Here is a 21,373-nt window from a genome sequence, read left to right on the forward strand (position 1 = left end):
TGACGCGGCGGGGCCTGGGTTGACGACATGCTGGCGGACGCTTCCGGGCGAGCTTGAAGAGGGTGTTGGATAGGCCCATTAAATGGTCATGGCCGCCTCGAAATCACGCTTGCTCGACCAAATGCTTGCCGGATCGAGCATCAGCATCAGCGACCTCAAGCGTAACCCATCGGCCGTTATCGAAGCTGCCGAAGGCTTCCCGGTGGCGATCCTCAACCGCAATACGCCGTCCGCTTATCTGATCCCGGCCGCCGCCTGGGAGGAGCTTGTGGATCGGTTGGAGGATATCGAGCTGGCCGCAATCGTCCGCGACCGTGCGGGGGAAGTGCCGGTCGAGGTCGCGCTTGACGATCTATAGGCTCGCCTTCCTGCCAGCGCCCGCAAGGAATGGGACCGGCTCGGCGCCAAGTTCTGGATTGCTTCGCTAGGCTCGCAATGACGGATGGGCGTAAGCGCTCACTCCACCCAGTCGAGGCCGATTTCCTGGTAGAGGCCGCGGTCCTCTTCCCAGTCGGGCTTGACCTTGACGTGGAGGAAGAGGTGGACCTTGCGGCCGAGCTGTTCGCCCAGTTCCTTGCGCGCGGCGGCGCCGATTTCCTTGATCATCGATCCGCCCTTGCCGAGCACGATCGCCTTCTGGGTTGGGCGGCCGACCAGGATCTGCTGGTGGATCACCACCGAGCCGTCCTTGCGCTCCTCATATTTCTCGGTCTCGACCGCGCTCGCATAGGGAAGCTCGGCGTGGAGCTTCAGGTAGAGCTGCTCGCGCGTCACTTCGGCGGCGAGCATGCGGTCGGTGGCGTCGGAGACCTGGTCCTCGGGGAAATGCCACGGCCCCTCGGGCACGCGCGCGGCGAGCGCGTCCTTCAAATCCTGGACGCCGTCGCCGGTGGTCGCGGAGACCATGAAGATCTGCTCGAACTCGATCTCCTGGCTTAGCGCGGTGACCAGGGTCAGCAACTCCTCCTTGGGCGTGACGTCGACCTTGTTCAGCACCAGGATCTTGGGCTCGCGACGCCCTTTCAGCGTCTCTACCATCTCGGCGATGCGCTTGGAGAGGCCGGTCTTGGCGTCGATCACCAGGGCGATCAGGTCCGCGTCCTGCGCCCCGCCCCAGGCGGCGGCGACCATCGCCCGGTCGAGCCGGCGGCGCGGCGCGAAGATGCCCGGCGTGTCGAGCAGCAGGATTTGCGCCTCGCCCTGGAGCGCAACGCCCATCAGGCGGACGCGGGTCGTCTGCGCCTTGGGGCTGACGATCGCGACCTTCTGCCCCACGAGCGCGTTGACGAGGGTCGACTTGCCCGCATTGGGCGCGCCGACCACGGCGACCAGCCCGCAACGTTCCGTCATTTCAATTTCTCCAGCAATGCTTTGGCGGCGGCCGTCTCGGCCTCCTGTTTAGATAGTCCCTCGGCCTCGGTCTCGCCAACGCCGGGGATGGCGACGCTGACGCGGAAGCGGGGCGCGTGGTGCGGGCCGCTACGGCCCTTCAATTCGTAGACCGGCGGGCGCTTGTCCTTCGCCGCGGCCCATTCCTGCAACTGGGACTTGGGATGCTTGGGCGCCTTGTCCTGCGTGCTGACGCGTTCGCCCCAGGCGCTGCGGATGAAGGCGACGGCGGCGTCCAGCCCCGCCTCGAGATAGAGCGCGCCGATCAAAGCTTCGACGATGTCGCCGAGCACATTGTCGCTCTCGGCCGCGCCGTCGTCGCGGGCCTGCTTGCCGAGCTTCAGCTGGCTGCCGGCGCCGAGTTCGCGGGCGATCTCGGCGCAGGTCTCGCCCGAGACGAGGGCGTTGAACCGGCGCGACAATTTCCCTTCCGGCTCGTCGGGGAACAGTTCGAAGAGCCAGGTCGCCATGGTCAGGCCGAGGACGCGGTCGCCAAGGAATTCGAGCCGCTCATAATGGTCTTCGCCGCGGCTCGAATGGGTGAGGGCGCGGGTGAAGAGGGCAGCGTCCTTGGGCTTGTGGCCCAGCGTCCGCTCCACCCATTTCGCGGCCGATTCAGGGCCGCTCAAAACGTGTCTCCGATCCGCTCCCAGCGGGTTGCCGAAAGCCAGGTCCAGGGCTTGGACCATTCGGCCGAGCCGTCGGTCGACCAGAAATTGATGAGCGCCTCGCCGATCAGATTGTCGCTGGGCAGGAAGCCGACGCCCTGGACGGCGGGCGAGAAGCGGCTGTCCTGGCTGTCGTCGCGATTGTCGCCCATCACGAAATAATGGCCGTCGGGGACGATGAAGACCGGCGTGTTGTCGCCGATGCCGTCGACCTGGTCGAGCACCTCGTAGGAGCGGCCGCCGGGCAGGGTCTCGCGATAGCGCGGGAAGGCGCAGTAACGCTGCCCGTCCTCGTCGGTCACGACGCGCGAGGCCTCCGGGTCGACGGTGCGGCACGGGCTGTTGGGCGTCACCGGCATCAGATAGTCGGCGATGCGTACCCGCGGCACGGCATCGCCGTTGAGATAGAGCACGCCGTCCTTCACCCGGATCTGGTCGCCGGGCAGGCCGATCAGCCGCTTCACATAATCGTCCTCGCCGCCGCCGGGATAGCGGAAGACGACGACGTCGCCGCGATCCGGCTCGCGCCCGAAGATGCGGCCCTCGAAGCGGCCGAGCCCGAACGGCATCGAAAAGCGCGAATAGCCGTACGGCCATTTGGCGGCGAACAAATAGTCGCCGATCATCATCTTCGGGAGCATCGAGCCCGAGGGGATATTGAACGGCGCGACGATGAAGCTCCGTATCACCACCGCGATCAGGAACACCGTCAGCACGAAGCGCACGAACTCGCCGGCTCCGCCCGTCTGCTTGGCTTTCGGCACGGGCAGGGCCTCGATCTTCTCGCTATTCTCCATCGCCGCCGCTTTCGCTCGCGCGGCGGGCGCGGTCAAGCGCGGGTCGGCAACAATCGGCGCTCGGCAGCCCATGCTGGTTCGATCGCTGGGCTAGGCACGGGGGCGGCACGAACCTAGATAGGCGCCGGGGCCAGGACAGGGAGTTGAGAATGGGCGACGCATGGGCGGCAGTGGAGGCAGCGGAAACCCGGCCGCTCCAGGCGCTGTTCAAGGCCGAGCCAGACCGGCTCTCCAATCTGGCGATCGAGGAAGCGGGTATCCGCTTCGATTTCTCCAAGACCCATTTGACCGCGCCGCTGGTCGCCGCCTTCACGGCGCTGGCCGAAGAGCGCGATCTCACCGGCGCACGCGAGGCTTTGTTCGCAGGCAAGCCGATCAACGTCACCGAAGGACGCGCGGTCGAACATATCGCCGAGCGCGGGCAGGGGGCGCCCGACAGCGTCCAGCGCGCCGCCCATCACCGCACCCGCATGCGGGCCGTGATCGACGCGATCGAGGCCGAGGCGTTCGGCCCCGTCCGCCACATCCTCCACATCGGCATCGGCGGCTCCGCGCTCGGGCCCGACTTCCTGGTCGACGCGCTCGGCCGCGATTCCGACCGCTACGAGGTCGCGATCGTGTCCAATGTCGACGGCGCCGCGCTCGAGGAGGTGTTCCGCCGCTTCGATCCGACCGCCACCTTGCTGGTGATCGCATCGAAGACCTTCACCACCACCGAGACGATGCTGAACGCGCAATCGGCTTTGACCTGGCTGGAGGAGGGCGGCGTGGTCGATCCCTATGGCCGCGTCATCGCGCTTACCGCCTCGCCGGAGCGCGCGGTCGAGTTCGGTATCGACGAGACCCGCATCCTGCCGTTCGCCGACACGGTGGGCGGGCGCTACTCGCTCTGGTCGTCGATCGGCTTCCCCGCGGCGCTTGCGCTCGGCTGGGACGCTTTCGAGGAACTGCTCGAGGGGGCGGCGGCGATGGACCGCCACTTCCGGTTGCAGCCGCCGGAGCGCAACGCGCCGGTGCTGGCCGCCTTCGTCGACCGCTATTACGCCAACGTCCGCGGCGCGCAGACCCGTGCCGTCTTCGCCTATGACGAGCGGCTGCGGCTGCTGCCTTCCTACCTGCAGCAGCTCGAGATGGAATCGAACGGCAAGAGCGTCACCGTCGACGGCCAGCCGGTCGGCCGCGCCACCTCGCAGATCACCTGGGGTGGCGTCGGCACGGACGCCCAGCATGCGGTGTTCCAATTGCTCCACCAGGGCACGCATCTCGTCCCGGTCGAGTTCGTCGCGGCGATCGAGCCGGAGCACGGCCTCGATTTCGCCCACCACCGCCAGCTCCTCGTCAACTGCTTCGCCCAGGGCGCGGCGCTGATGGGGGGCAAGGCGTCCGACGACCCGGCTCGCTCCTATCCCGGCGACCGACCCTCGACGACCCTGCTGCTCGACCGCGTCGACCCGTATACTTTGGGCGCGCTGATCGCCTTTTACGAGCACCGCACCTTCGTGAACGGCGTGCTACTTGGCATCAATCCGTTCGACCAGTTCGGGGTCGAGCTCGGCAAGGAAATCGCCAAGGCGATCGACGGTGGCGGCCTGGAGTTCGACCCGTCCACCGAGGCCCTGATCGAGCGCGCCTTCGGCACGGCGCTATGAGCCGGTTACGCGCGACCGCCGCGTCCATCACGGTCCACCGCGACCGCCTCCCCATCCCTTTTCCGCAGCAGAGGCTGCGGCTGGAGCGCCCATAATGCCCAAGAGTTTCGACTATGATCTGTTCGTGATCGGCGCCGGATCCGGCGGCGTGCGCGCATCGCGCGTGGCCGCGGCCCATGGCGCGAAGGTGGCGGTGGCCGAGGAGTTTCGCGTCGGCGGAACCTGCGTGATCCGCGGCTGCGTGCCCAAGAAACTGCTCGTCTACGGCGCGCATTTTGCGGAGGATCTGCAGGACGCCCGCCGCTTCGGCTGGGACGTCGGTGAGCCGAGCTTCGACTGGCCAACTTTGCGCGACAACGTCCTCGGCGAGGTCGACCGGCTGGAAGGGCTCTACAAGCAGACGCTCGGCAGCCACGACGTCGAGATCATCCCGCAGCGCGCCACCGTCGCCGGCCCGAACGAGGTGCTGCTCGCCGACGGCCGGACCGTGACCGCCAAAACTATCCTGATCGCGGTCGGCGCCTGGCCGCTCGTCCCGGATTTCGCGGGCAGCGAACACGGCATCACCTCGAACGAGGTCTTCCATCTGGAGAAGATGCCGGGCCGCGTGGTGATCGCCGGCGGCGGCTATATCGCCAACGAATTCGCCGGCATCTTCCACCAGTTCAGCTGCGACGTGACCCTCGTCAATCGCGGCGAGACGATCCTGCGCGGCTATGACGAGCAGGTGCGCGACCGCCTGCTGCAGATCTCGCTCACCAAGGGCATCGCCTTCCGCTTCAACGCGCCGTTCGAGAAGGTCGAGAAGAACGAGGACGGATCGCTGCGCGTTCATCTGGGCGGGGGCGACCCGATCGATACGGACGTGCTGCTGTTCGCGACCGGGCGCAAGCCGAAGACCGCTGGCCTGGGGCTGGAAGATGCCGGTGTCGAGCTCGACGAGAACGGCGCCGTCGTGGTCGATCCCGACAATCGCTCGACCTGCCCTTCGATCTTCGCGGTCGGCGACGTTACCAATCGCGTCCAGCTCACGCCGGTCGCGATCCGCGAGGGCCAGGCCTTCGCCGACAGCGTGTTCGGCGACAAGCCGACCCGGGTCGATTACGGCTGCATCCCTTCGGCGGTGTTCAGCCATCCGCCGATTGCGGCGGTCGGCATGACCGAGGGCCAGGCCCGCAACACGCTCGGCGCGGTCAGGACCTACGTCTCCGACTTCCGGCCGATGAAGAACGTCCTCGCCGGCCGCACCGAGCGTTCGCTCTACAAGCTGGTCGTCGACGACAATAACGACCAGGTGGTCGGCATCCACATGATCGGCCCCGACGCACCCGAGATCCTCCAGGCTGCGGCGATCGCCGTGAAGGCCAAGCTCAAGAAAGAGGATTTCGACGCGGTGGTTGCGCTCCACCCCACGATGGCGGAAGAGTTGGTGCTGATGAAATAGGAGCGACGGGGCGGTGTCAGCAGACGAATATATGTGCGGCTTCGGGAGCCACTTCGCGACGGAGGCGGTGCAGGGGGCGCTGCCGATCGGCCGCAATTCGCCGCAGCAGCCGCCGTTCGGCCTCTATGCCGAGCAGCTTTCGGGCACGGCCTTCACCGCGCCCCGCCACGAAAACCGCCGCTCGTGGCTGTACCGGATGCGGCCAAGCGCCGAGCATCCGCCCTACCAGCCTTATCATGGCGCGCCCCTGTTCGCGCCCGGCAACGCCGAGGGGCCGCTCGCGCCCAACCGGCTGCGCTGGAACCCGCTGGCGATGCCGTCGCAGCCGACCGACCTCATCGATTCCATGGTGACGATGATGGCCAATCGCGATCCGCAGTCGCTGGAGGGCGTCGCCGTCCACGTCTATCGCGCCAATCGCGACATGGACCATCGCGCTTTCGCCGACGCCGACGGCGAACTGCTCTTCATCCCCCAGCAGGGCCGGATGACCCTGCTCACCGAGATGGGCCGGCTCGACATCGGCCCGGGCGAGATCGCTTTGGTGCCGCGCGGGGTCCGTTTCCGCGCCTTGCTGCCGGACGGCGAGGCGCGCGGCTATGTCGCCGAGAACCATGGCAGCCTGTTCCGCCTGCCCGAGCTCGGCCCGATCGGGTCGAACGGTCTCGCCAATCCGCGCGATTTCCTGACGCCGGTCGCGGGCTACGAGGATTGGGACGACGAGTTCGAGCTCGTTCAGAAATATCTGGGATCGCTGTGGACGACGACGCTCGACCACAGCCCGCTCGACGTGGTGGCCTGGCACGGCAATCTCGTGCCCTGGAAATACGACCTCTCGCGCTTCAACGCGATGAACACGGTGAGCTTCGACCATCCCGATCCGTCGATCTTCACCGTCCTCACCAGCCCGAGCGACGTGCCCGGCCGCGCCAACGCCGATTTCGTCATCTTCCCGCCGCGCTGGATGGTGGCCGAGGGCACGTTCCGGCCGCCCTGGTTCCACCGCAACGTGATGAGCGAGTGCATGGGCCTGATCCACGGCGCCTATGACGCCAAGGCCGAAGGCTTTGCGCCGGGCGGCATGAGCCTGCACAATATGATGGCCGGCCACGGCCCCGACGTCGCGACCTGGAAGGGCGCTTCGGAAGCCGAGCTCGTCCCGCACAAGATCGAGGACACGATGGCGTTCATGGTCGAAAGCTGCTGGCCGTTCCGCCCGACCGAGCATGCGCTCGGCTGCGAGGAACTGCAGCGCGATTATGACGAGGCCTGGGGCGGTTTCCCGAAGGCGCGGCTTCCGTAGCGGAACCGCGCGCCGGCTTGCAAAGGCGGCCCGGGCTCAGCATGAGAGCCTCCCGAAGGAGATCGTACATGAAGACCCGCGCCGCCATCGCCGTCGCCCCGAACAAGCCGCTCGAGATCCACGAGGTTGACCTCGACGGACCCAAGGCCGGCGAAGTCCTGGTCGAGATCATGGCGACCGGCATCTGCCATACCGACGCCTACACGCTCGAGGGCAAGGACAGCGAAGGCATCTTCCCGTCGATCCTGGGCCATGAGGGCGCGGGCATCGTGCGCGAGGTCGGCCCGGGCGTCACCTCGGTGAAGGTCGGCGACCATGTCATCCCGCTCTACACGCCGGAATGCCGCCAGTGTAAGTCGTGCCTCAGCCAGAAGACCAACCTCTGCACCGCGATCCGCAGCACGCAGGGCCAGGGCCTGATGCCGGACGGCACCAGCCGCTTCAAGCTGGGCGGCGAGACCATCCACCATTATATGGGCTGTTCGACCTTCTCGAACTTCACCGTGATGCCGGAGATCGCGGTCGCCAAGGTCCGCGAGGACGCGCCGTTCGACAAGATCTGCTATATCGGCTGCGGCGTCACCACCGGCGTCGGCGCGGTGATCTGGACCGCCGGCGTCGAGCCGGGCTCCAACGTCGTCGTCTTCGGGCTGGGCGGCATCGGCCTCAACGTGATCCAGGGCGCGCGCCTCGTCGGCGCCAACAAGATCATCGGCGTCGACATCAACCCCAGGAAGCGCGCCATGGCCGAGCAGTTCGGCATGACCCACTTCATCAACCCGGCCGAAGTCGGCTTCGACAAGGTAGTCGCGGCGGTGGTCGACGCCACCGACGGCGGCGCCGACTACAGCTTCGACTGCACCGGCAATACCGACGTGATGCGTCAGGCCCTGGAATGCTGCCACCGCGGCTGGGGCGAGAGCGTGATCATCGGCGTTGCCGAGAGCGGCAGGGAAATCTCGACCCGCCCGTTCCAGCTCGTCACCGGCCGGGTCTGGAAGGGCACGGCCTTCGGCGGCGCGCGCGGCCGCACCGACGTGCCCAAGATCGTCGACTGGTACATGGACGGCAAGATCGACATCGACAGCCTGATCACGCACACCATGCCGCTCGACGACATCAACAAGGCGTTCGACCTGATGCACGCCGGCGACAGCATCCGCAGCGTGGTGCTCTATTAAAACCGTTCGGGCTGAGCCTGTCGAAGCCCAAACCTTCTCAAGACAGAAGCCCTTCGACAGGCTCAGGGCGAACGGAGCGTAGATTGACGGCCAGCCCCCTCCTGCAGAGCCTCGTCGATGCCGCGCTGGAGGCGGGCGCCGAGATCGAGGCGATCTACGGCGCGGGCTGCGCGCATGAGCTGAAGGAGGACGGCTCGCCGGTGACGATCGCCGACCAGCGCGCCGAGGCGATCATCCTTGCGCGGCTCGCGGCGGCCTTTCCGGACGTGCCCGTCGTCGCCGAGGAGGAGGCGTGCGCGGGCCGCATCCCCGAATTCGGGGACCGTTTCTTCCTGGTCGACCCGCTCGACGGCACCAAGGGCTTCATCCAGCGCAACGGCGAGTTCACGGTCAATATCGGCCTGATCGAACATGGGGCGCCGGTCGCGGGCGTGGTCTACGCGCCCGACAGCGGGCTTCTTTACTACGGCGCCAAGGGCGAGGGCGCGTTCCGGCGTCAGGTGCGCGGCGAAGCCTCCGCCGAAGCGATCCGGGTGCGGCCGCGGCCTGCCTCCGGGCTGACCGCGATCGGCAGCCGCAACCACCACGCCCAGGGCACCGAGGCGCGCAACGCTGCGCTCGGCATCACCGAATATCTGCCATCGGGCTCCAGCCTCAAATTCTGCCTGCTCGCCGAGGGATCGGCCGACGTCTATCCGCGCTACGGGCGGACGATGGAATGGGACACGGCGGCCGGCCAGGCGGTGCTCGAGGCGGCCGGCGGCCGGGTGATGGCGCTGGACGGCGACCGCGAGGCCGGGCCGCTGCGCTACGGCAAAGCGGACTTCGCCAACCCGCACTTCATAGCCTGGGCGACATGATCCCGGGCGCGCATTAGACTTCGAAGGAAAGAGGATCAGGAATGAAGCTCGACAATAATATCGCTGCCGTCGTCACGGGGGGCGCTTCGGGCCTCGGCGAGGCCACTGCCCGCGCGTTCGCCGCCAGGGGCGTCAAGGTCGCCATATTCGACCGCGATGCCGACAAGGGCCAGAAGGTCGCCGACGCGATCGGCGGCATTTTCTGCCAGGTCGACGTCACGTCCGATGAATCGGTCGAGGCCGGCTTCGCCAAGGCCCGCGCCGCGCACGGCCAGGAGCGGATCTGCGTCAATTGCGCCGGCGTCGCCAACGCGGTGAAGACGGTCGGCCGCGACAAGGAGACCAAGGCGGTCAAGCGCTACCCGATCCACCAGTTCGAGCTCGCAATCCAGATCAACCTGATCGGCAGCTTCCGCGTGCTCGCCGCTTCGGCCGCCGGCATGGCCGATCTCGAGCCGCTCGCGGACGGCGAGAAGGGCGTGATCATCAACACCGCCAGCGTCGCCGCGCAGGACGGCCAGATCGGCCAGGCGGCCTATTCCGCGTCCAAGGCCGGCGTGCTCGGCATGGCGCTGCCGATCGCCCGCGACCTGATGAGCGAAGGCATTCGCGTCAACACCATCCTGCCGGGCGTGTTCAAGACGCCGATGGTGGCGATGATGCCGCAGAACGTGCAGGACGCGCTGGGCGCGCAGGTGCCGTTCCCCAAGCGCCTCGGCGAGGCCGAGGAATATGCCAAGCTCGCTTTGTTCATGGCCGAGACCGTCTACCTCAACGCCGAATATGTCCGCCTCGACGGCGGCATTCGCATGGCCCCGCGCTGATATGGGGCGCGCCGTCATGCCGGCGCAGGCCGGCATCTCAGGACGGAAGAGGGCGACCCTTCCCGCTGAGGCCCCGGCCTGCGCCGGGGCGACGGTGCGAGGACGAGGATGACCGGGGCGCTCGAAGGGATCCGGATCGTCGAGCTGGCCGCGCTCGGGCCGGGGCCCTTCGCGGCGATGATGCTGGCCGATCATGGCGCCGAGGTGGTGCGGGTCGAGCGGGCGGGGCACAGGCCCGCCATTCCGGCCGACAAGGATATTCTCAACCGCTCGCGCGCCGCGACGATCGCGGTCGATCTGAAGAGCGAAGAGGGCGTCGCCGAGGTCCGGGCACTGATCCGCGACGCGGACGGTCTGATCGAGGGCTTCCGGCCGGGCGTGATGGAGCGGCTCGGACTTGGGCCGGAAGCGCTGCTCGCCGACAATCCGCGCCTCGTCTACGGCCGCATGACCGGCTGGGGGCAGGAGGGGCCGCTCGCCGACGCGGCCGGGCACGACATCAACTACATTGCGCTGGCCGGCGCGCTGCACACCTACGGACGGGCGGGCGAGAAGCCGACGCCGCCGGTCAATGCGGTGGCCGATTTCGGCGGCGGCGGGATGATGATGGCCTTCGCCATGCTCGCTGGCATCCTCTCGGCGCGGCGCACCGGCCAGGGGCAGGTGATCGACTGCGCGATGGTCGATGGCGCCGCGCTCGTCTCGGCGCTGACCTGGTCGCTCAATGCGGCCGGCATGTGGACCGACGCGCGCGGCGTCAATCTGCTCGATACCGGCGCCGCCTTCTACGACAGCTATGAATGCGCCGACGGCAAGTTCGTCGCGGTGGGCGCGCTCGAGCCGCATTTCTACGCCGCTTTATGCGCCAAGCTCGGCATCGACGAGCCGCAGATGAGCCCTGATCTCGGCGAGCGGCTGACCGCTTTGTTCAAGACCCGCAGCCGGGACGAATGGTGCGCTCTGCTCGAAGGGAGCGATGCCTGCGTCGCGCCGATACTGTCGCTGGCCGAAGCGCCAGAGCATCCGCACAACCGGGCGCGCGGCACCTTCGTCACCGCCGGCGGGGTGGTCCAGCCTGCGCCCGCGCCCCGCTTCTCGGCCACACCGGCCCGTCCGCCTCGCATGGGAGACTGACCTTGCTCGATATCAGCCGCCGCACCGCCTTCGACGAGACCCACGACCAGTTCCGCGAGCAGGTGAGGAAGTTCTTCGAGCGCGAGCTGACGCCGCATCTCGAAGCCTGGGAGCGGGCCGGAATCACGCCGCGCGCATTCTGGAACTTATGCGGCGACGCGGGGCTGCTGTGCCCGACCGTGCCCGAGCAATATGGCGGCCTCGGGCTCGATTTCGGCTTCAACGCGGTGATCGACGAGGAGCTGGCTTATGCCGGCTCGACCTCGGGCATGACGCTCCATTCCGACATCGTGGCGGACTATATCGTCGCCTATGGCAGCGAGGCGCAGAAGCTTCATTGGCTGCCGCGCATGGTATCCGGCGAGACCGTCACCGCGATCGCCATGACCGAGCCCGGCGCCGGATCGGACCTGCAGGGCATCAAGACCGTCGCCCGTCGCGACGGCGACGATTATGTGGTGAACGGCTCCAAGACCTACATCACCAACGGCCAGCATGCCGACCTCACGATCGTCGTCGCCAAGACCGACCCCGCGCTCGGCGCCAAGGGAACCTCGCTGATCCTGGTCGAGGCGGAGCGCGAGGGCTATGCCAAGGGCCGCAACCTCGACAAGATCGGTTTCCATTCGCAGGACACGTCCGAACTGTTCTTCCACGACGTGCGCGTGCCCGCGACCAACCTGCTCGGCGGGGAGGGGCAGGGTTTCGCCTATCTCATGAACCAGCTGCCGCAGGAGAGGCTGTCGATCGCCTGCTCCGCGCAGGGATCGGCGCAGCGCGCGTTCGACGAGGCGGTGAGGTTCACCAAGGAGCGCAAGGCGTTCGGCAAGACCGTGTTCGATTTCCAGAACACCAAGTTCAGCCTCGCCGACATGGCGACCAGGCTGCAGGTCGGCTGGGCCCATCTCGACTGGGCGATCAAGCGCCACATCGCCGGCGAGCTCACTGCGGCGGAGGCCTCGGCCGCCAAGCTCTGGCATACCGAATTGCAGGGCGAGATATGCGACGCCGCGCTCCAACTCCACGGCGGCGCCGGCTATATGAACGAATATCTGATCGCGCGGCTCTGGCGCGACGCGCGCGTCACGCGCATCTTCGGCGGCACCAGCGAGATCATGAAGGAAGTGGTCAGCCGCTCGATCTGAAAGGTCACACTAAGGTCACACCCGGAACGAGAATCCGCTCACTCAATGACCCGCTTTCGAACGAGCTGATCGATCAGTCGGCGATGTCAAAGAGCGGTGGAACAATAAGGGAACATCGGCGAAATGTCAAGGAAAGTGATCGGCTCCTATGTCAGCCCTTACGTCCGCAAGGTGCTGGCGTGCATGGCGCTGAAAGGGCTCGATTACGAGATCGACCCGATCACCGCCTTCTTCGGCAATGAGGAGTTCGAACGGCTGAGCCCGCTGCGCCGCATCCCGGTGCTGATCGACGGCGGGATGGCGCTGTGCGATTCCACGGTGATCTGCGAGTGGCTGGACGAGGCCTATCCCGGCACGGCGCTGCTGCCGGCCGACCCGAAGGAGCGGGCGCGGGCGCGGTGGCTCGAGGAATATGCCGACACGCGGCTCGGCGACATCTTCATCTGGGGCCTGTTCTACCCGAAGTTCGTCCACCCGATCATCTGGGGCGAGCCCGGCGACGCGGACCGGATCGAGAAGAGCCTGGCGGAGGATATTCCGCGCGAGATGGACTGGCTGGAGGGCGAGCTTCCGGCCGATGGCTTCCTGTTCGGAGACGCAATCGGCCTTGCCGACATCGCGATCGCCTCCTTCTTCCGCAACGCAGCCTATGTCGGCTTCACGCCCGACAGATGGCCGCGCGTCGCCGCGTTCGTCGAGCGCGCCCTGGCCGAGCCCTGCTTCGCGTCGCTCTATCCGTTCGAGCAGGCGCAGATCGCCACCAACCCGCAGGGCCGGCGCCAGGCGCTGCTGGCGGCGGGCGCGCCACTCACCGCGGAGACGCTGGGCACGCGCGAGCCGCGCAAGGGCGTGATGCGCCTCTGACGCCGCGGGCCCGGTCGATTGAGTTCGTAGCCTTCGCTCCCTAGATGGGAGGCATGGGCAGGACCGTGAACGAGTTGCAACGCAGAGTGAGGCATTTGTCCGCCTTGCTCGTGCTGCTCGTCGCGGCCATCGCGGGCCCCGGCCCGCTCTCTGCGCAGGAGCATCATCCCGCGCGCGCCAGCCTCGATGCATTCGCCGGGCTGGAACAGGCGCAGCCGGCGACGATCGCGCTCCAGCAACCGCTGGCGAGAGCGGCAGCCCCAGACGACAATGATCGTTCCAATGGCGACCCGCCGCCGATCCTGGCAGCGACGGCGCCGACAGCGGGTGGCGTTTCCGCCGGTGCGGAAGCGCGAGACGCGCTCGTCACCGGCCTAGTCCGGCGTCCCCACAGCCTCCCATCGGCACGCGCTCCACCGGCGATGTGATCCGGCGCCCATCGGGCGCTTTCCCCGATCACCAATCGTACCTGCCCGCGCCCCCAGGCGCGCGGGCCGCCATGGAGTTTGTCATGAAACAAGCCAACGCCACCGTGCTGCGCACCGGACCTCTCGTCGACCCCGAAACCAAGTCCGCCGGCGCCTCGCCTGCGGGAATGAGTGAGGCCCTGCGCCGCTATCCGGACATTGACGACGCGCTGCGCCTCCAGCTCATCCACTTCCTCAACCACGGCCATCCCGACGAGATCGCCCGCGCCACCTATGGCGCCGGGCTCGACTCGGAACTGGCAGCGTTCAAGAAAAACCACCCCGAGCACTTCAAGGGCGGGCTCAAGGCCTGGGTTCCCTTGATCCTGTTCCTGGTGGTGCCGTTGCTGGTGATCCTGGGCGTGCGCTTCGCCGCCTGACGCGGGCGGGGGAGGGCGGTGTGCCTTCCCCCGTTTCGCGCACCCTCGCCCCGGCGGAGGCCGGGGCCTCCGGACGGGATCGCAGGACGGCGGGGCGCGGCGATGCGTCGCGCTTCGCTCGTCCTGAGGTCCCGGCCTGCGCCGGGACGACGTTATGCCCACTGGTCCTGAGGTCCCGGCCTTCGCCGGGATGACGTCAGCCGGGCTCGCCGAGCCGCTCGGCGAGGCGCTCCTCGCGGGCGCGCAGCTCGGGGCTGAGCATTTCGGCGAAATCCTCGGCGGTATAGAAGGGCCGGATTTCGAGATCCGACGGGCCGGGCATCGGATTGGGGCAGCGCTTGGCCCATTCGATCGCCTCGTCCATCGACGCGACCTCCCAGATCCAGAAGCCGGCGACCAATTCCTCGGTCGCGGCGAACGGGCCCGGAACGACGCTCCGCTCGTCGCCGTCGAAGCGGATGCGGGCGCCGAACGAGGACGGCTTCAGCCCGTCGCCGCTGACCATGATGCCGGCGTCCACCAATTGCTCGTTGAAGCTGGTCATCGCCGCGAACATCTCTTCGGACGGCATTTCGCCGGCTTCGCTCTCCCTGGTCGCCTTGACCAGAACCATGACGCGCATGCTGCTCCTCCTCTCCTGGACTATCGGTTCCTGCGTCCCTCGATCAGGCTGTCGACCAGGCTCGGATCGGCCAAGGTGGTCGTGTCGCCCAGACTTCCGAAATCGTTCTCGGCGATCTTGCGCAGGATCCGGCGCATGATCTTGCCGCTCCGCGTCTTAGGCAAAGCGGGGCTGAAATGCAGATAATCGGGCGTGGCGATCGGGCCGATCTCCTTGCGGACATGGGCCTTGAGGTCGGCCTCGAGCTCGGGGCTGTGCGCCTCGCCGGCGATCAGCGTGACGTAGCAATAGATGCCCTGGCCCTTGATGTCGTGCGGATAGCCGACGACCGCCGCCTCGGCGACGAGGCGGTGCGAGACCAGAGCGGATTCGACCTCGGCGGTGCCCATGCGATGGCCGGAGACGTTGATCACGTCGTCGACGCGGCCGGTGATCCAGTAATAACCGTCCTCGTCGCGGCGGCAGCCGTCGCCGGTGAAATATTTGCCTTTGTAGGTCGAGAAATAGGTCTGGGCGAAGCGCTCATGGTCGCCGTAGAGCGTGCGCGCCTGGCCGGGCCAGGAGCGGGCGATGCAGAGATTGCCCTCGGCCTCGCCCTCCAGAACCTGCCCCTGGCCATCGACCAGCTGCGGCTCGATCCCGAAGAAGGGCCTGCCGGCCGATCCCGGCTTCGTCGCATGGGCGCCGGGCAGGGTGGTGATCATGATGCCGCCCGTCTCGGTCTGCCACCAGGTGTCGACGATCGGCAGGCGGTCGTCGCCGACGACGCGGCTGTACCAGCGCCAGGCCTGCGGGTTGATCGGCTCGCCGACCGTGCCGAGCAGGCGCAGCGAGGAGAGATCGTGCTTCCGGACCGGCTCCTCGCCTTCGCGGGCGAGCGCGCGGATCGCGGTCGGGGCGGTATAGAAGATATTGACCCTGTGGCGCTCGACCACGTCCCAGAAACGGCTGAAATCGGGGTGGTTGGGTATGCCCTCGAACATCAGACTGGTCGCGCCGTTGGCGAGCGGGCCGTAGACGACATAGGAATGGCCGGTCACCCAACCCACGTCGGCGGTGCACCAGAAGATTTCGCCGGGGCGATAATCGAAGACGTGGTGGAAGGTGATCGCGTTCCACACGGCATAGCCGCCGGTGGTGTGGAGCACGCCCTTGGGCTTGCCGGTCGAGCCCGACGTGTAGAGGATGAAGAGCGGGTCTTCCGCGTTCATCGGCTCGCACGGACAGTCGTTTGTAAGATCGGCGGCGAACTCGTGATACCAGACGTCGCGGCCTTCGCGCATCGCGACGTCGTTGCCGCAGTGGCGGACGACCAGCACCTTGTCGACCGCGACCGCCTCCAGCGCTTCGTCGACATTGGCCTTGAGCGGGACGAGCTTGCCGCCGCGATTGCCGCCGTCGGCGCAGATGACGATGCGGCTTTCGCAATCCTCGATCCGGCCGCGGATCGCGTCGGGCGAGAAGCCGCCGAAAACGACGCTGTGGACGGCGCCGATGCGGGCGCAGGCGAGCATCGCCACTGCCGCTTCCAGGATCATCGGCATGTAGATAGTGACGCGGTCGCCCCTGGCGACGCCGAGTGCCTTCAGCGCGTTCGCCATCTTCACGGTCTCGGCGTGCAGCGCGCCATAGGTCAGACTTTTGACCACGCCGGGCGTGTCGCCTTCCCATATCAGGGCCGTGTCGTCGGCGCGGGCGGGGAGGTGGCGGTCGACGCAATTGTAGCAGAGATTGAGCACGCCATCCTCGAACCAGCGTATGTCGACCGGGTCGAAGCTCCAGTTGGCGATCTTCGCGGGCTCCTTGACCCAGTCGATCCGCTGCATCTGCTCGCGCCAGAAGCCGTCCGGATCCTCGAGCGAGCGCCGGTACAGAGTCTCGTACTGCGCGGCTGTGCAATGGGTGTCGCGGATCGCGTCGGCGGGGGGCGGAATCAGGTCGCTCATCAAGGCCTCTCAGATACTCGTCGGCAGCCATCCTAGACCGCCGGCGAGGCAGAGGCCATATTTCAGCCGCCGGCGAGAGTGACGATCTTGACCCGCTCGCCGGGCCGCAGCGGCTGGTCGGCGGATCGGCCGTTGAGCATCAGGAAATGGTCGACCGGATGGTCGCTCGCCATGCGGCGGGCAAGGCTCTGCACAGTGTCGCCGGCGCCGGCGGCGACCACCCGGATCTGGCGCGGGCGCAGGCTCTGCGCCTCGGCCGGGGTGAGCAGACGGAACGAGCCGATCAGCCGGCCGATCGCCGGCTCGCCGCCGCTTCCCGACGAGACCATGATGAAATGGTAAGCGGCATCGCCGCCGGTGGCGTAAGCGGCGACGACGATGTGCGCGTCGCCCTGCTCGGTGCGGACCAGGACCGGGACGACCAGAGCCGGCAGCCCGTTGATGCGCCTCTGCTCGGGCGCGCCGACCTCGGCCTGGCTGCCGCCGAGCATCTGGCCGAGCAGGGCCTCAACATAGGCGCCGAGCCCGCCGGCGGGGAGCGTGCCGCCGCCAAATTCGCCGCGGACGCCGTCGGGGCCGGCGAGCAGGATCGCCTGCGGGCTGTTGGTGAGGGTGAAGCCGGCCGGCGCCTCGAAGCTGATCCGCATCACCGGATGAGCGAAGCGGCTGCCGAGGACGAAGCCCTGTTCGGGGTCGTCGCCGTAGAGCAGACCATCGACCTGATCGAGGAAGGGACCGATCTTTTCGGGCAAGGCATTGTCGGCGACGCCGGTCTTGGCCGCGGTCTGGCGTGCGCGCTCGATCCGGTTCTCGGTGAGCGGGTGGGTGCGCGCCCATTCGGGGATGGCCTTGGCGTTCTCGCCGCCGGTGCCGGCCAGGAACTGCTCCTGCCGGGCGAGCGCGCCGAGCATGTCGGCGGCCTCGAACGGATCGTAGCCCGCCGCCTTCATGTAGCGGATGCCGAGATCGTCCGATTCATATTCCTGCGTGCGCGAATAGCGCAGAGTGAAATATTGGGCGGCCTGGCCGGCGAGGCGGGTAAGCCGGTCCGAACCGGTGACGAGGCCGACCGCGATCACGCCAAGCTCGCGCAGGATCGAGCGGCTCTGCTGGCGCTCGGAGTGGTCGGCGACGATATGGCCGAGCTCGTGGGCGAGCACCGAGGCGAGTTCGGCCTCGCTGTTGACGAGGCCCATCAGGCCGCGGGTGACGTAGATGTAGCAGCCGGGCACGGCGAAGGCGTTGACGACGTCGGTGTTGACCAAGGTGAAGGTGCACGCGCCGCCAAGCTCCGCCGCTTGCGCGATCGTCTCGCCGATGCGCGCGACATAGGCTGCCTCGGGCCCCTGATAGGCGCCGCCAAACTCGGCCAGCAAGACGGGGTGCTGCTCGGCGCCGAGGCGGCGCTCCGCTTCCTCGATCTGCGGGTGATATTCGGTTGGCTCGCTGCCGCCGCCGCAGCCGGCGATCAGGAGGAGGGAGCCGGCGAGGAGGGGCGATACAAAGCGACGCATGGATGCGCTACGCATCGCTCTCCACTTGGTTGCTTTCGCCGGCCTGTTCCCCGGCGGAAGCCGGGGTCCAGCCCTCAGGCCGAGAATGGGCCCCGGCTTTCGCCGGGGAGCAAGTGGGTTCGGACGTCAGGGCGAGGCCGTGGCCCAGAGCGATGCGCTCGTCGAACACGAAGCATTCGCCGCGCCAGAGGCTTTCGGCTTGGTCGACCGTCTCGAGGTAGCGCAGGATGCCGCCCTTCAGATGATGGACGCCGTCGACGCCCTCGGCCTTCAAAAAGGCGGTCGCCTTCTCGCAGCGTATGCCGCCGGTGCAGAACATCGCGACCTGGCTCTTGCCCTCGAGCAACGTGTCGCGATTGGCGCGGAACCAGCCGGGGAAATCGCGGAAGCTGATTGTCTCCGGGTTCACCGCGCCCGCGAACGTGCCGAGATCGACCTCGAAGCCGTTGCGCGTGTCGATCACCAGGGTCTCGGGATCGGCGATCAAAGCGTTCCACGCCTCGGGCTCGACATAGGCGCCGACGCCCTCGATCGCGTCGAGATCCGGCACGCCCATCGTGACGATCTCCTTCTTGAGCCGCACCTTCATCTTGCCGAACGGCATCGTCTCGGCGTGCGAATATTTGACCTCGATATCGGCGCAGCCGGGCAAGGCGCGGATATGGCCGAGGACGCGGCCGAGCCCGTCCGGAGCGCCGGCGATCGTGCCGTTGATGCCTTCGCGGGCGAGCAAAAGGGTGCCCTTCACGCCAGCTTCCGCGCACAGATCCGCCAGCGGGCCTTTGAGCGCCGCCGGGTCGGCGAAGTCGGAAAACTGGTACAAAGCGGCGACGCTGATCATCGGGCAGGGCGTTCCATTCGGGGGGCGGCGCTTACTTAAGGGCTCGATCGCGCGCACACCAGCTTTGGAAATCGGCGGAGGCGTGCTAACGGCCCGCCATGCTTACCATCAGCGACGTCACGGTCCGCCTCGGCGGAAGGGTCATCCTCGACCATTGTTCGGCCAGCCTGCCGCCCCGCAGCCGGGTCGGCTTGATCGGCCGCAACGGCGCCGGCAAGTCGACTTTGATGAAGGTGATCGCCGGGATGGGCGAGCCCGACGACGGCGAGGTCAGCATGCCGCGCGGCGCGCGCATGGGCTATATCGCCCAGGAAGCGCCGGCCGGGAAGAAGACCCCGTTCGAGACGGTGCTGGAGGCCGATGTCGAGCGCGCGCGCCTGCTCGACGAGGCCGAGCATAGCGACGATCCGCACCGGCTCGGCGAACTCCACGAGCGATTGAACGCGATCGACGCCCATTCCGCGCCGGCCCGCGCCGCCAAGATCCTGATCGGCCTCGGCTTCGACGAGGACATGCAGCACCGCCCGCTCGATTCCTTCTCGGGCGGCTGGCGGATGCGCGTCGCATTGGGCGCCCTGCTCTTCTCCGAGCCCGATCTGCTGCTGCTCGACGAGCCTTCGAACCACCTCGACCTCGAGGCGACCTTGTGGCTCGAATCGTTCCTCAAATCCTATCCCGCGACGATGATCGTGATCAGCCACGAGCGCGACCTGCTGAACAATGTCGTCGACCACATCCTCCACCTCGATCGCGGCAAGACCACGCTCTATGTCGGCGGCTATGACGCGTTCGAGCGCCAGCGCGCCGAGCGCATGGCGCAGCTCGAATCGGCGCGCGCCGCGCAGATGGCGCAGCGCGCCAAGCTGCAGGATTATATCGCCCGCAACAGCGCCCGGGCGAGCACCGCCAAGCAGGCGCAGTCGCGCGCCAAGGCCCTGGCCAGGATGCAGCCGATCGCCGCCATGGCCGAGGATCCGAGCCTGTCGTTCGGTTTCCCGAGCCCGACGGAGCTCAAGCCGCCGCTGGTGACCCTGGACATGGCCGCGGTCGGCTATACCGAGGGCCAGCCGATCCTGCAGCGCTTGAACTTCCGGCTCGACCCGACCGACCGCGTCGCCTTGCTCGGCCGCAACGGCAACGGCAAGACGACGCTGGCGCGGCTGCTCGCGGCGCAGCTTGCGCCGATGGACGGTGCGATCACCGCCTCGGGCAAGATGAAGGTCGGCTATTTCACCCAATATCAGGTGGAAGAGCTCGACCGCGACGATACGCCGCTCGAGCATATGACCCGCGTCATGAAGGGCGCGACGCCGGGCGCGGTGCGCGCGCAGCTCGGCCGGTTCGGCTTTTCGGGCGAGATGGCGACGCAGAAGGTCGGCAAGATGTCGGGCGGCGAGCGCGCGCGGCTGGCGCTGGCCCTGATCACGCGCGAAGCGCCGCACATGCTGATCCTCGACGAGCCGACCAACCATCTCGACGTCGATGCGCGCGAGGCCCTGGTCCAGGCGCTCAACGAATATAGCGGCGCGGTCGTCGTGGTCAGCCACGACCGCCACATGCTTGAGCTCACCGCCGACCGGCTGGTGCTGGTCGACGGCGGCACCGCCACGGAATATACCGGCACGCTCGACGATTATACCGACATGGTGCTCGGCAAGAAGCCGGCCGGCGGCGGGGCGGCATCGAGCGGACCCAAGATCAGCCGCAAGGACGAGCGCCGCCTCGCCGCCGAGGCCCGCGAGCGCAGCCAGAGCCTGCGCAAGCGCGCCAAGGCCGCCGAGGAGCTGGTCGCCCGGCTGGGCGCGCGCGGCAGCGCGATCGACCGCGCCATGTTCGACCCGTCCGCGGCCGATGCGGCCGACGCCAAGCTCACCATGACGGAACTGATGAAGGTCAGGGCCGAGGTCGCGAAGCAGCTCGCCGCCGCCGAGGAGGAATGGCTCGAGCTGACCGAGATCCTGGAGGGGGAGCAGAAGGCCGCCTGATCCAAAGCGGCCGGCGCGCGTTCAGAACCGCATGACGAGCCGCATCGAAGAGCTTCGCCGCCGCATGGAGGAAGCCGCCGCCGCGATGGATTTCGAGGAAGCGGGAAAGCTGCGCGACCAGATCAGCCTGCTGCGCGGGCAGGAGGACGAGGGCGCGGACGAGATCGACCCGACCGGCCTCGAACGCCAGCAGCCGGGCCGGATGGGGCTCGGCACCAGCCAGCAGCGCGTCACGCCGCCGCCGGGCTGGAAGCCCCCCAGGAAGCCCGATCCGATGACGCGGGGGCGATCGCGGGGGCGACGCCCATCTTAGTGCCTTGATCGTCATTGCGAGGAGCGCAGCGACGCGGCAATCCAGCG

20 protein-coding genes and 1 pseudogene are annotated in these 21,373 nt (G+C 67.8%); 14 read left to right on the plus strand and 7 right to left on the minus strand.

The window, feature by feature from the left end:
- Positions 1-82 precede the first annotated feature (82 nt).
- Entirely contained in the window at positions 83-358 is a 276-nt protein-coding gene (locus SH591_RS14770) for a type II toxin-antitoxin system Phd/YefM family antitoxin (RefSeq protein ID WP_324749739.1), read from the plus strand.
- Positions 359-456: 98 nt separating this feature from the next.
- Here the strand turns inward: SH591_RS14770 and era are convergent, their stop codons facing one another.
- The 3 genes from era to lepB are packed head-to-tail and all read right to left on the minus strand — an operon-like array spanning position 457 to position 2,890.
- Positions 457-1,350 carry a GTPase Era gene (era, locus tag SH591_RS14775; protein WP_324749740.1) on the minus strand — a complete coding sequence of 298 codons (894 nt, stop codon included), beginning with the start codon at positions 1,348-1,350 and terminating at the stop codon, positions 457-459.
- On the minus strand, positions 1,347-2,018 hold the full coding sequence (rnc, locus tag SH591_RS14780; protein ID WP_324749741.1) for a ribonuclease III: 672 nt from the start codon (positions 2,016-2,018) through the stop codon (positions 1,347-1,349). Before rnc ends, era begins: the two co-directional genes overlap by 4 nt.
- A complete protein-coding gene (lepB, locus tag SH591_RS14785; RefSeq protein WP_324749742.1) occupies positions 2,015-2,890 on the minus strand; it encodes a signal peptidase I in 876 nt (291 codons plus the stop codon). Before lepB ends, rnc begins: the two co-directional genes overlap by 4 nt.
- Before the next feature lie 113 nt (positions 2,891-3,003).
- Between lepB and pgi the strand changes: the two genes are divergently transcribed.
- The 11 genes from pgi (at position 3,004) to SH591_RS14840 (ending at position 14,105) form a co-directional block, all read left to right on the plus strand.
- Positions 3,004-4,503: a glucose-6-phosphate isomerase gene (gene pgi / locus SH591_RS14790; protein ID WP_324749743.1), complete on the plus strand. Its 1,500-nt coding sequence runs from the start codon at positions 3,004-3,006 to the stop codon at positions 4,501-4,503.
- A gap of 94 nt (positions 4,504-4,597) precedes the next feature.
- Positions 4,598-5,947, plus strand: coding sequence for a glutathione-disulfide reductase (gorA, locus tag SH591_RS14795; RefSeq protein ID WP_324749744.1), 1,350 nt, complete (start codon positions 4,598-4,600; stop codon positions 5,945-5,947).
- Between the two features lie 31 nt (positions 5,948-5,978).
- Positions 5,979-7,250, plus strand: coding sequence for a homogentisate 1,2-dioxygenase (gene hmgA / locus SH591_RS14800; protein ID WP_324751400.1), 1,272 nt, complete (start codon positions 5,979-5,981; stop codon positions 7,248-7,250).
- 68 nt (positions 7,251-7,318) lie between these two features.
- Positions 7,319-8,431, plus strand: coding sequence for an S-(hydroxymethyl)glutathione dehydrogenase/class III alcohol dehydrogenase (locus tag SH591_RS14805; RefSeq protein WP_324749745.1), 1,113 nt, complete (start codon positions 7,319-7,321; stop codon positions 8,429-8,431).
- A gap of 83 nt (positions 8,432-8,514) precedes the next feature.
- Positions 8,515-9,291 carry a 3'(2'),5'-bisphosphate nucleotidase CysQ gene (gene cysQ, locus SH591_RS14810; RefSeq protein ID WP_324749746.1) on the plus strand — a complete coding sequence of 259 codons (777 nt, stop codon included), beginning with the start codon at positions 8,515-8,517 and terminating at the stop codon, positions 9,289-9,291.
- A gap of 41 nt (positions 9,292-9,332) precedes the next feature.
- On the plus strand, positions 9,333-10,115 hold the full coding sequence (locus SH591_RS14815; protein WP_324749747.1) for an SDR family oxidoreductase: 783 nt from the start codon (positions 9,333-9,335) through the stop codon (positions 10,113-10,115).
- Positions 10,116-10,223: 108 nt separating this feature from the next.
- Positions 10,224-11,249, plus strand: coding sequence for a CaiB/BaiF CoA transferase family protein (locus SH591_RS14820; RefSeq protein ID WP_324749748.1), 1,026 nt, complete (start codon positions 10,224-10,226; stop codon positions 11,247-11,249).
- Positions 11,250-11,251: 2 nt separating this feature from the next.
- Positions 11,252-12,394 (plus strand): acyl-CoA dehydrogenase family protein, encoded by a 1,143-nt coding sequence (locus SH591_RS14825; protein ID WP_324749750.1) that lies wholly within the window; start codon positions 11,252-11,254, stop codon positions 12,392-12,394.
- Between the two features lie 123 nt (positions 12,395-12,517).
- Positions 12,518-13,258, plus strand: coding sequence for a glutathione S-transferase family protein (locus tag SH591_RS14830; protein WP_324749751.1), 741 nt, complete (start codon positions 12,518-12,520; stop codon positions 13,256-13,258).
- An 86-nt stretch (positions 13,259-13,344) separates the two neighbouring features.
- A complete protein-coding gene (locus tag SH591_RS14835) occupies positions 13,345-13,686 on the plus strand; it encodes a hypothetical protein (protein WP_324749752.1) in 342 nt (113 codons plus the stop codon).
- An 83-nt stretch (positions 13,687-13,769) separates the two neighbouring features.
- A complete protein-coding gene (locus SH591_RS14840; protein ID WP_324749753.1) occupies positions 13,770-14,105 on the plus strand; it encodes a hypothetical protein in 336 nt (111 codons plus the stop codon).
- A 283-nt stretch (positions 14,106-14,388) separates the two neighbouring features.
- Here SH591_RS14840 and SH591_RS14845 read toward each other — a convergent pair.
- From SH591_RS14845 to trhO, 4 genes and pseudogenes are all read right to left on the minus strand, one after another.
- A pseudogene (locus SH591_RS14845) lies at positions 14,389-14,727 on the minus strand (YciI family protein); the annotation flags it as partial.
- 20 nt (positions 14,728-14,747) lie between these two features.
- Complete coding sequence (gene acs / locus SH591_RS14850) at positions 14,748-16,673, minus strand: acetate--CoA ligase (RefSeq protein ID WP_324749754.1); 1,926 nt, start codon at positions 16,671-16,673, stop codon at positions 14,748-14,750.
- A gap of 62 nt (positions 16,674-16,735) precedes the next feature.
- Complete coding sequence (locus tag SH591_RS14855; RefSeq protein ID WP_324749755.1) at positions 16,736-18,187, minus strand: M48 family metalloprotease; 1,452 nt, start codon at positions 18,185-18,187, stop codon at positions 16,736-16,738.
- Positions 18,188-18,194: 7 nt separating this feature from the next.
- Positions 18,195-19,028 carry an oxygen-dependent tRNA uridine(34) hydroxylase TrhO gene (trhO, locus tag SH591_RS14860; protein ID WP_324749756.1) on the minus strand — a complete coding sequence of 278 codons (834 nt, stop codon included), beginning with the start codon at positions 19,026-19,028 and terminating at the stop codon, positions 18,195-18,197.
- A 98-nt stretch (positions 19,029-19,126) separates the two neighbouring features.
- Between trhO and SH591_RS14865 the strand changes: the two genes are divergently transcribed.
- Positions 19,127-21,013: an ABC-F family ATP-binding cassette domain-containing protein gene (locus SH591_RS14865; protein ID WP_324749757.1), complete on the plus strand. Its 1,887-nt coding sequence runs from the start codon at positions 19,127-19,129 to the stop codon at positions 21,011-21,013.
- Between the two features lie 31 nt (positions 21,014-21,044).
- Positions 21,045-21,326, plus strand: coding sequence for a UvrB/UvrC motif-containing protein (locus SH591_RS14870; protein ID WP_324749758.1), 282 nt, complete (start codon positions 21,045-21,047; stop codon positions 21,324-21,326).
- The last annotated feature ends 47 nt before the right edge of the window (positions 21,327-21,373 follow it).

The sequence above is a fragment of the Sphingomonas sp. LY54 genome, from assembly GCF_035594035.1.
Classification (GTDB): Bacteria; Pseudomonadota; Alphaproteobacteria; order Sphingomonadales; family Sphingomonadaceae; genus Allosphingosinicella.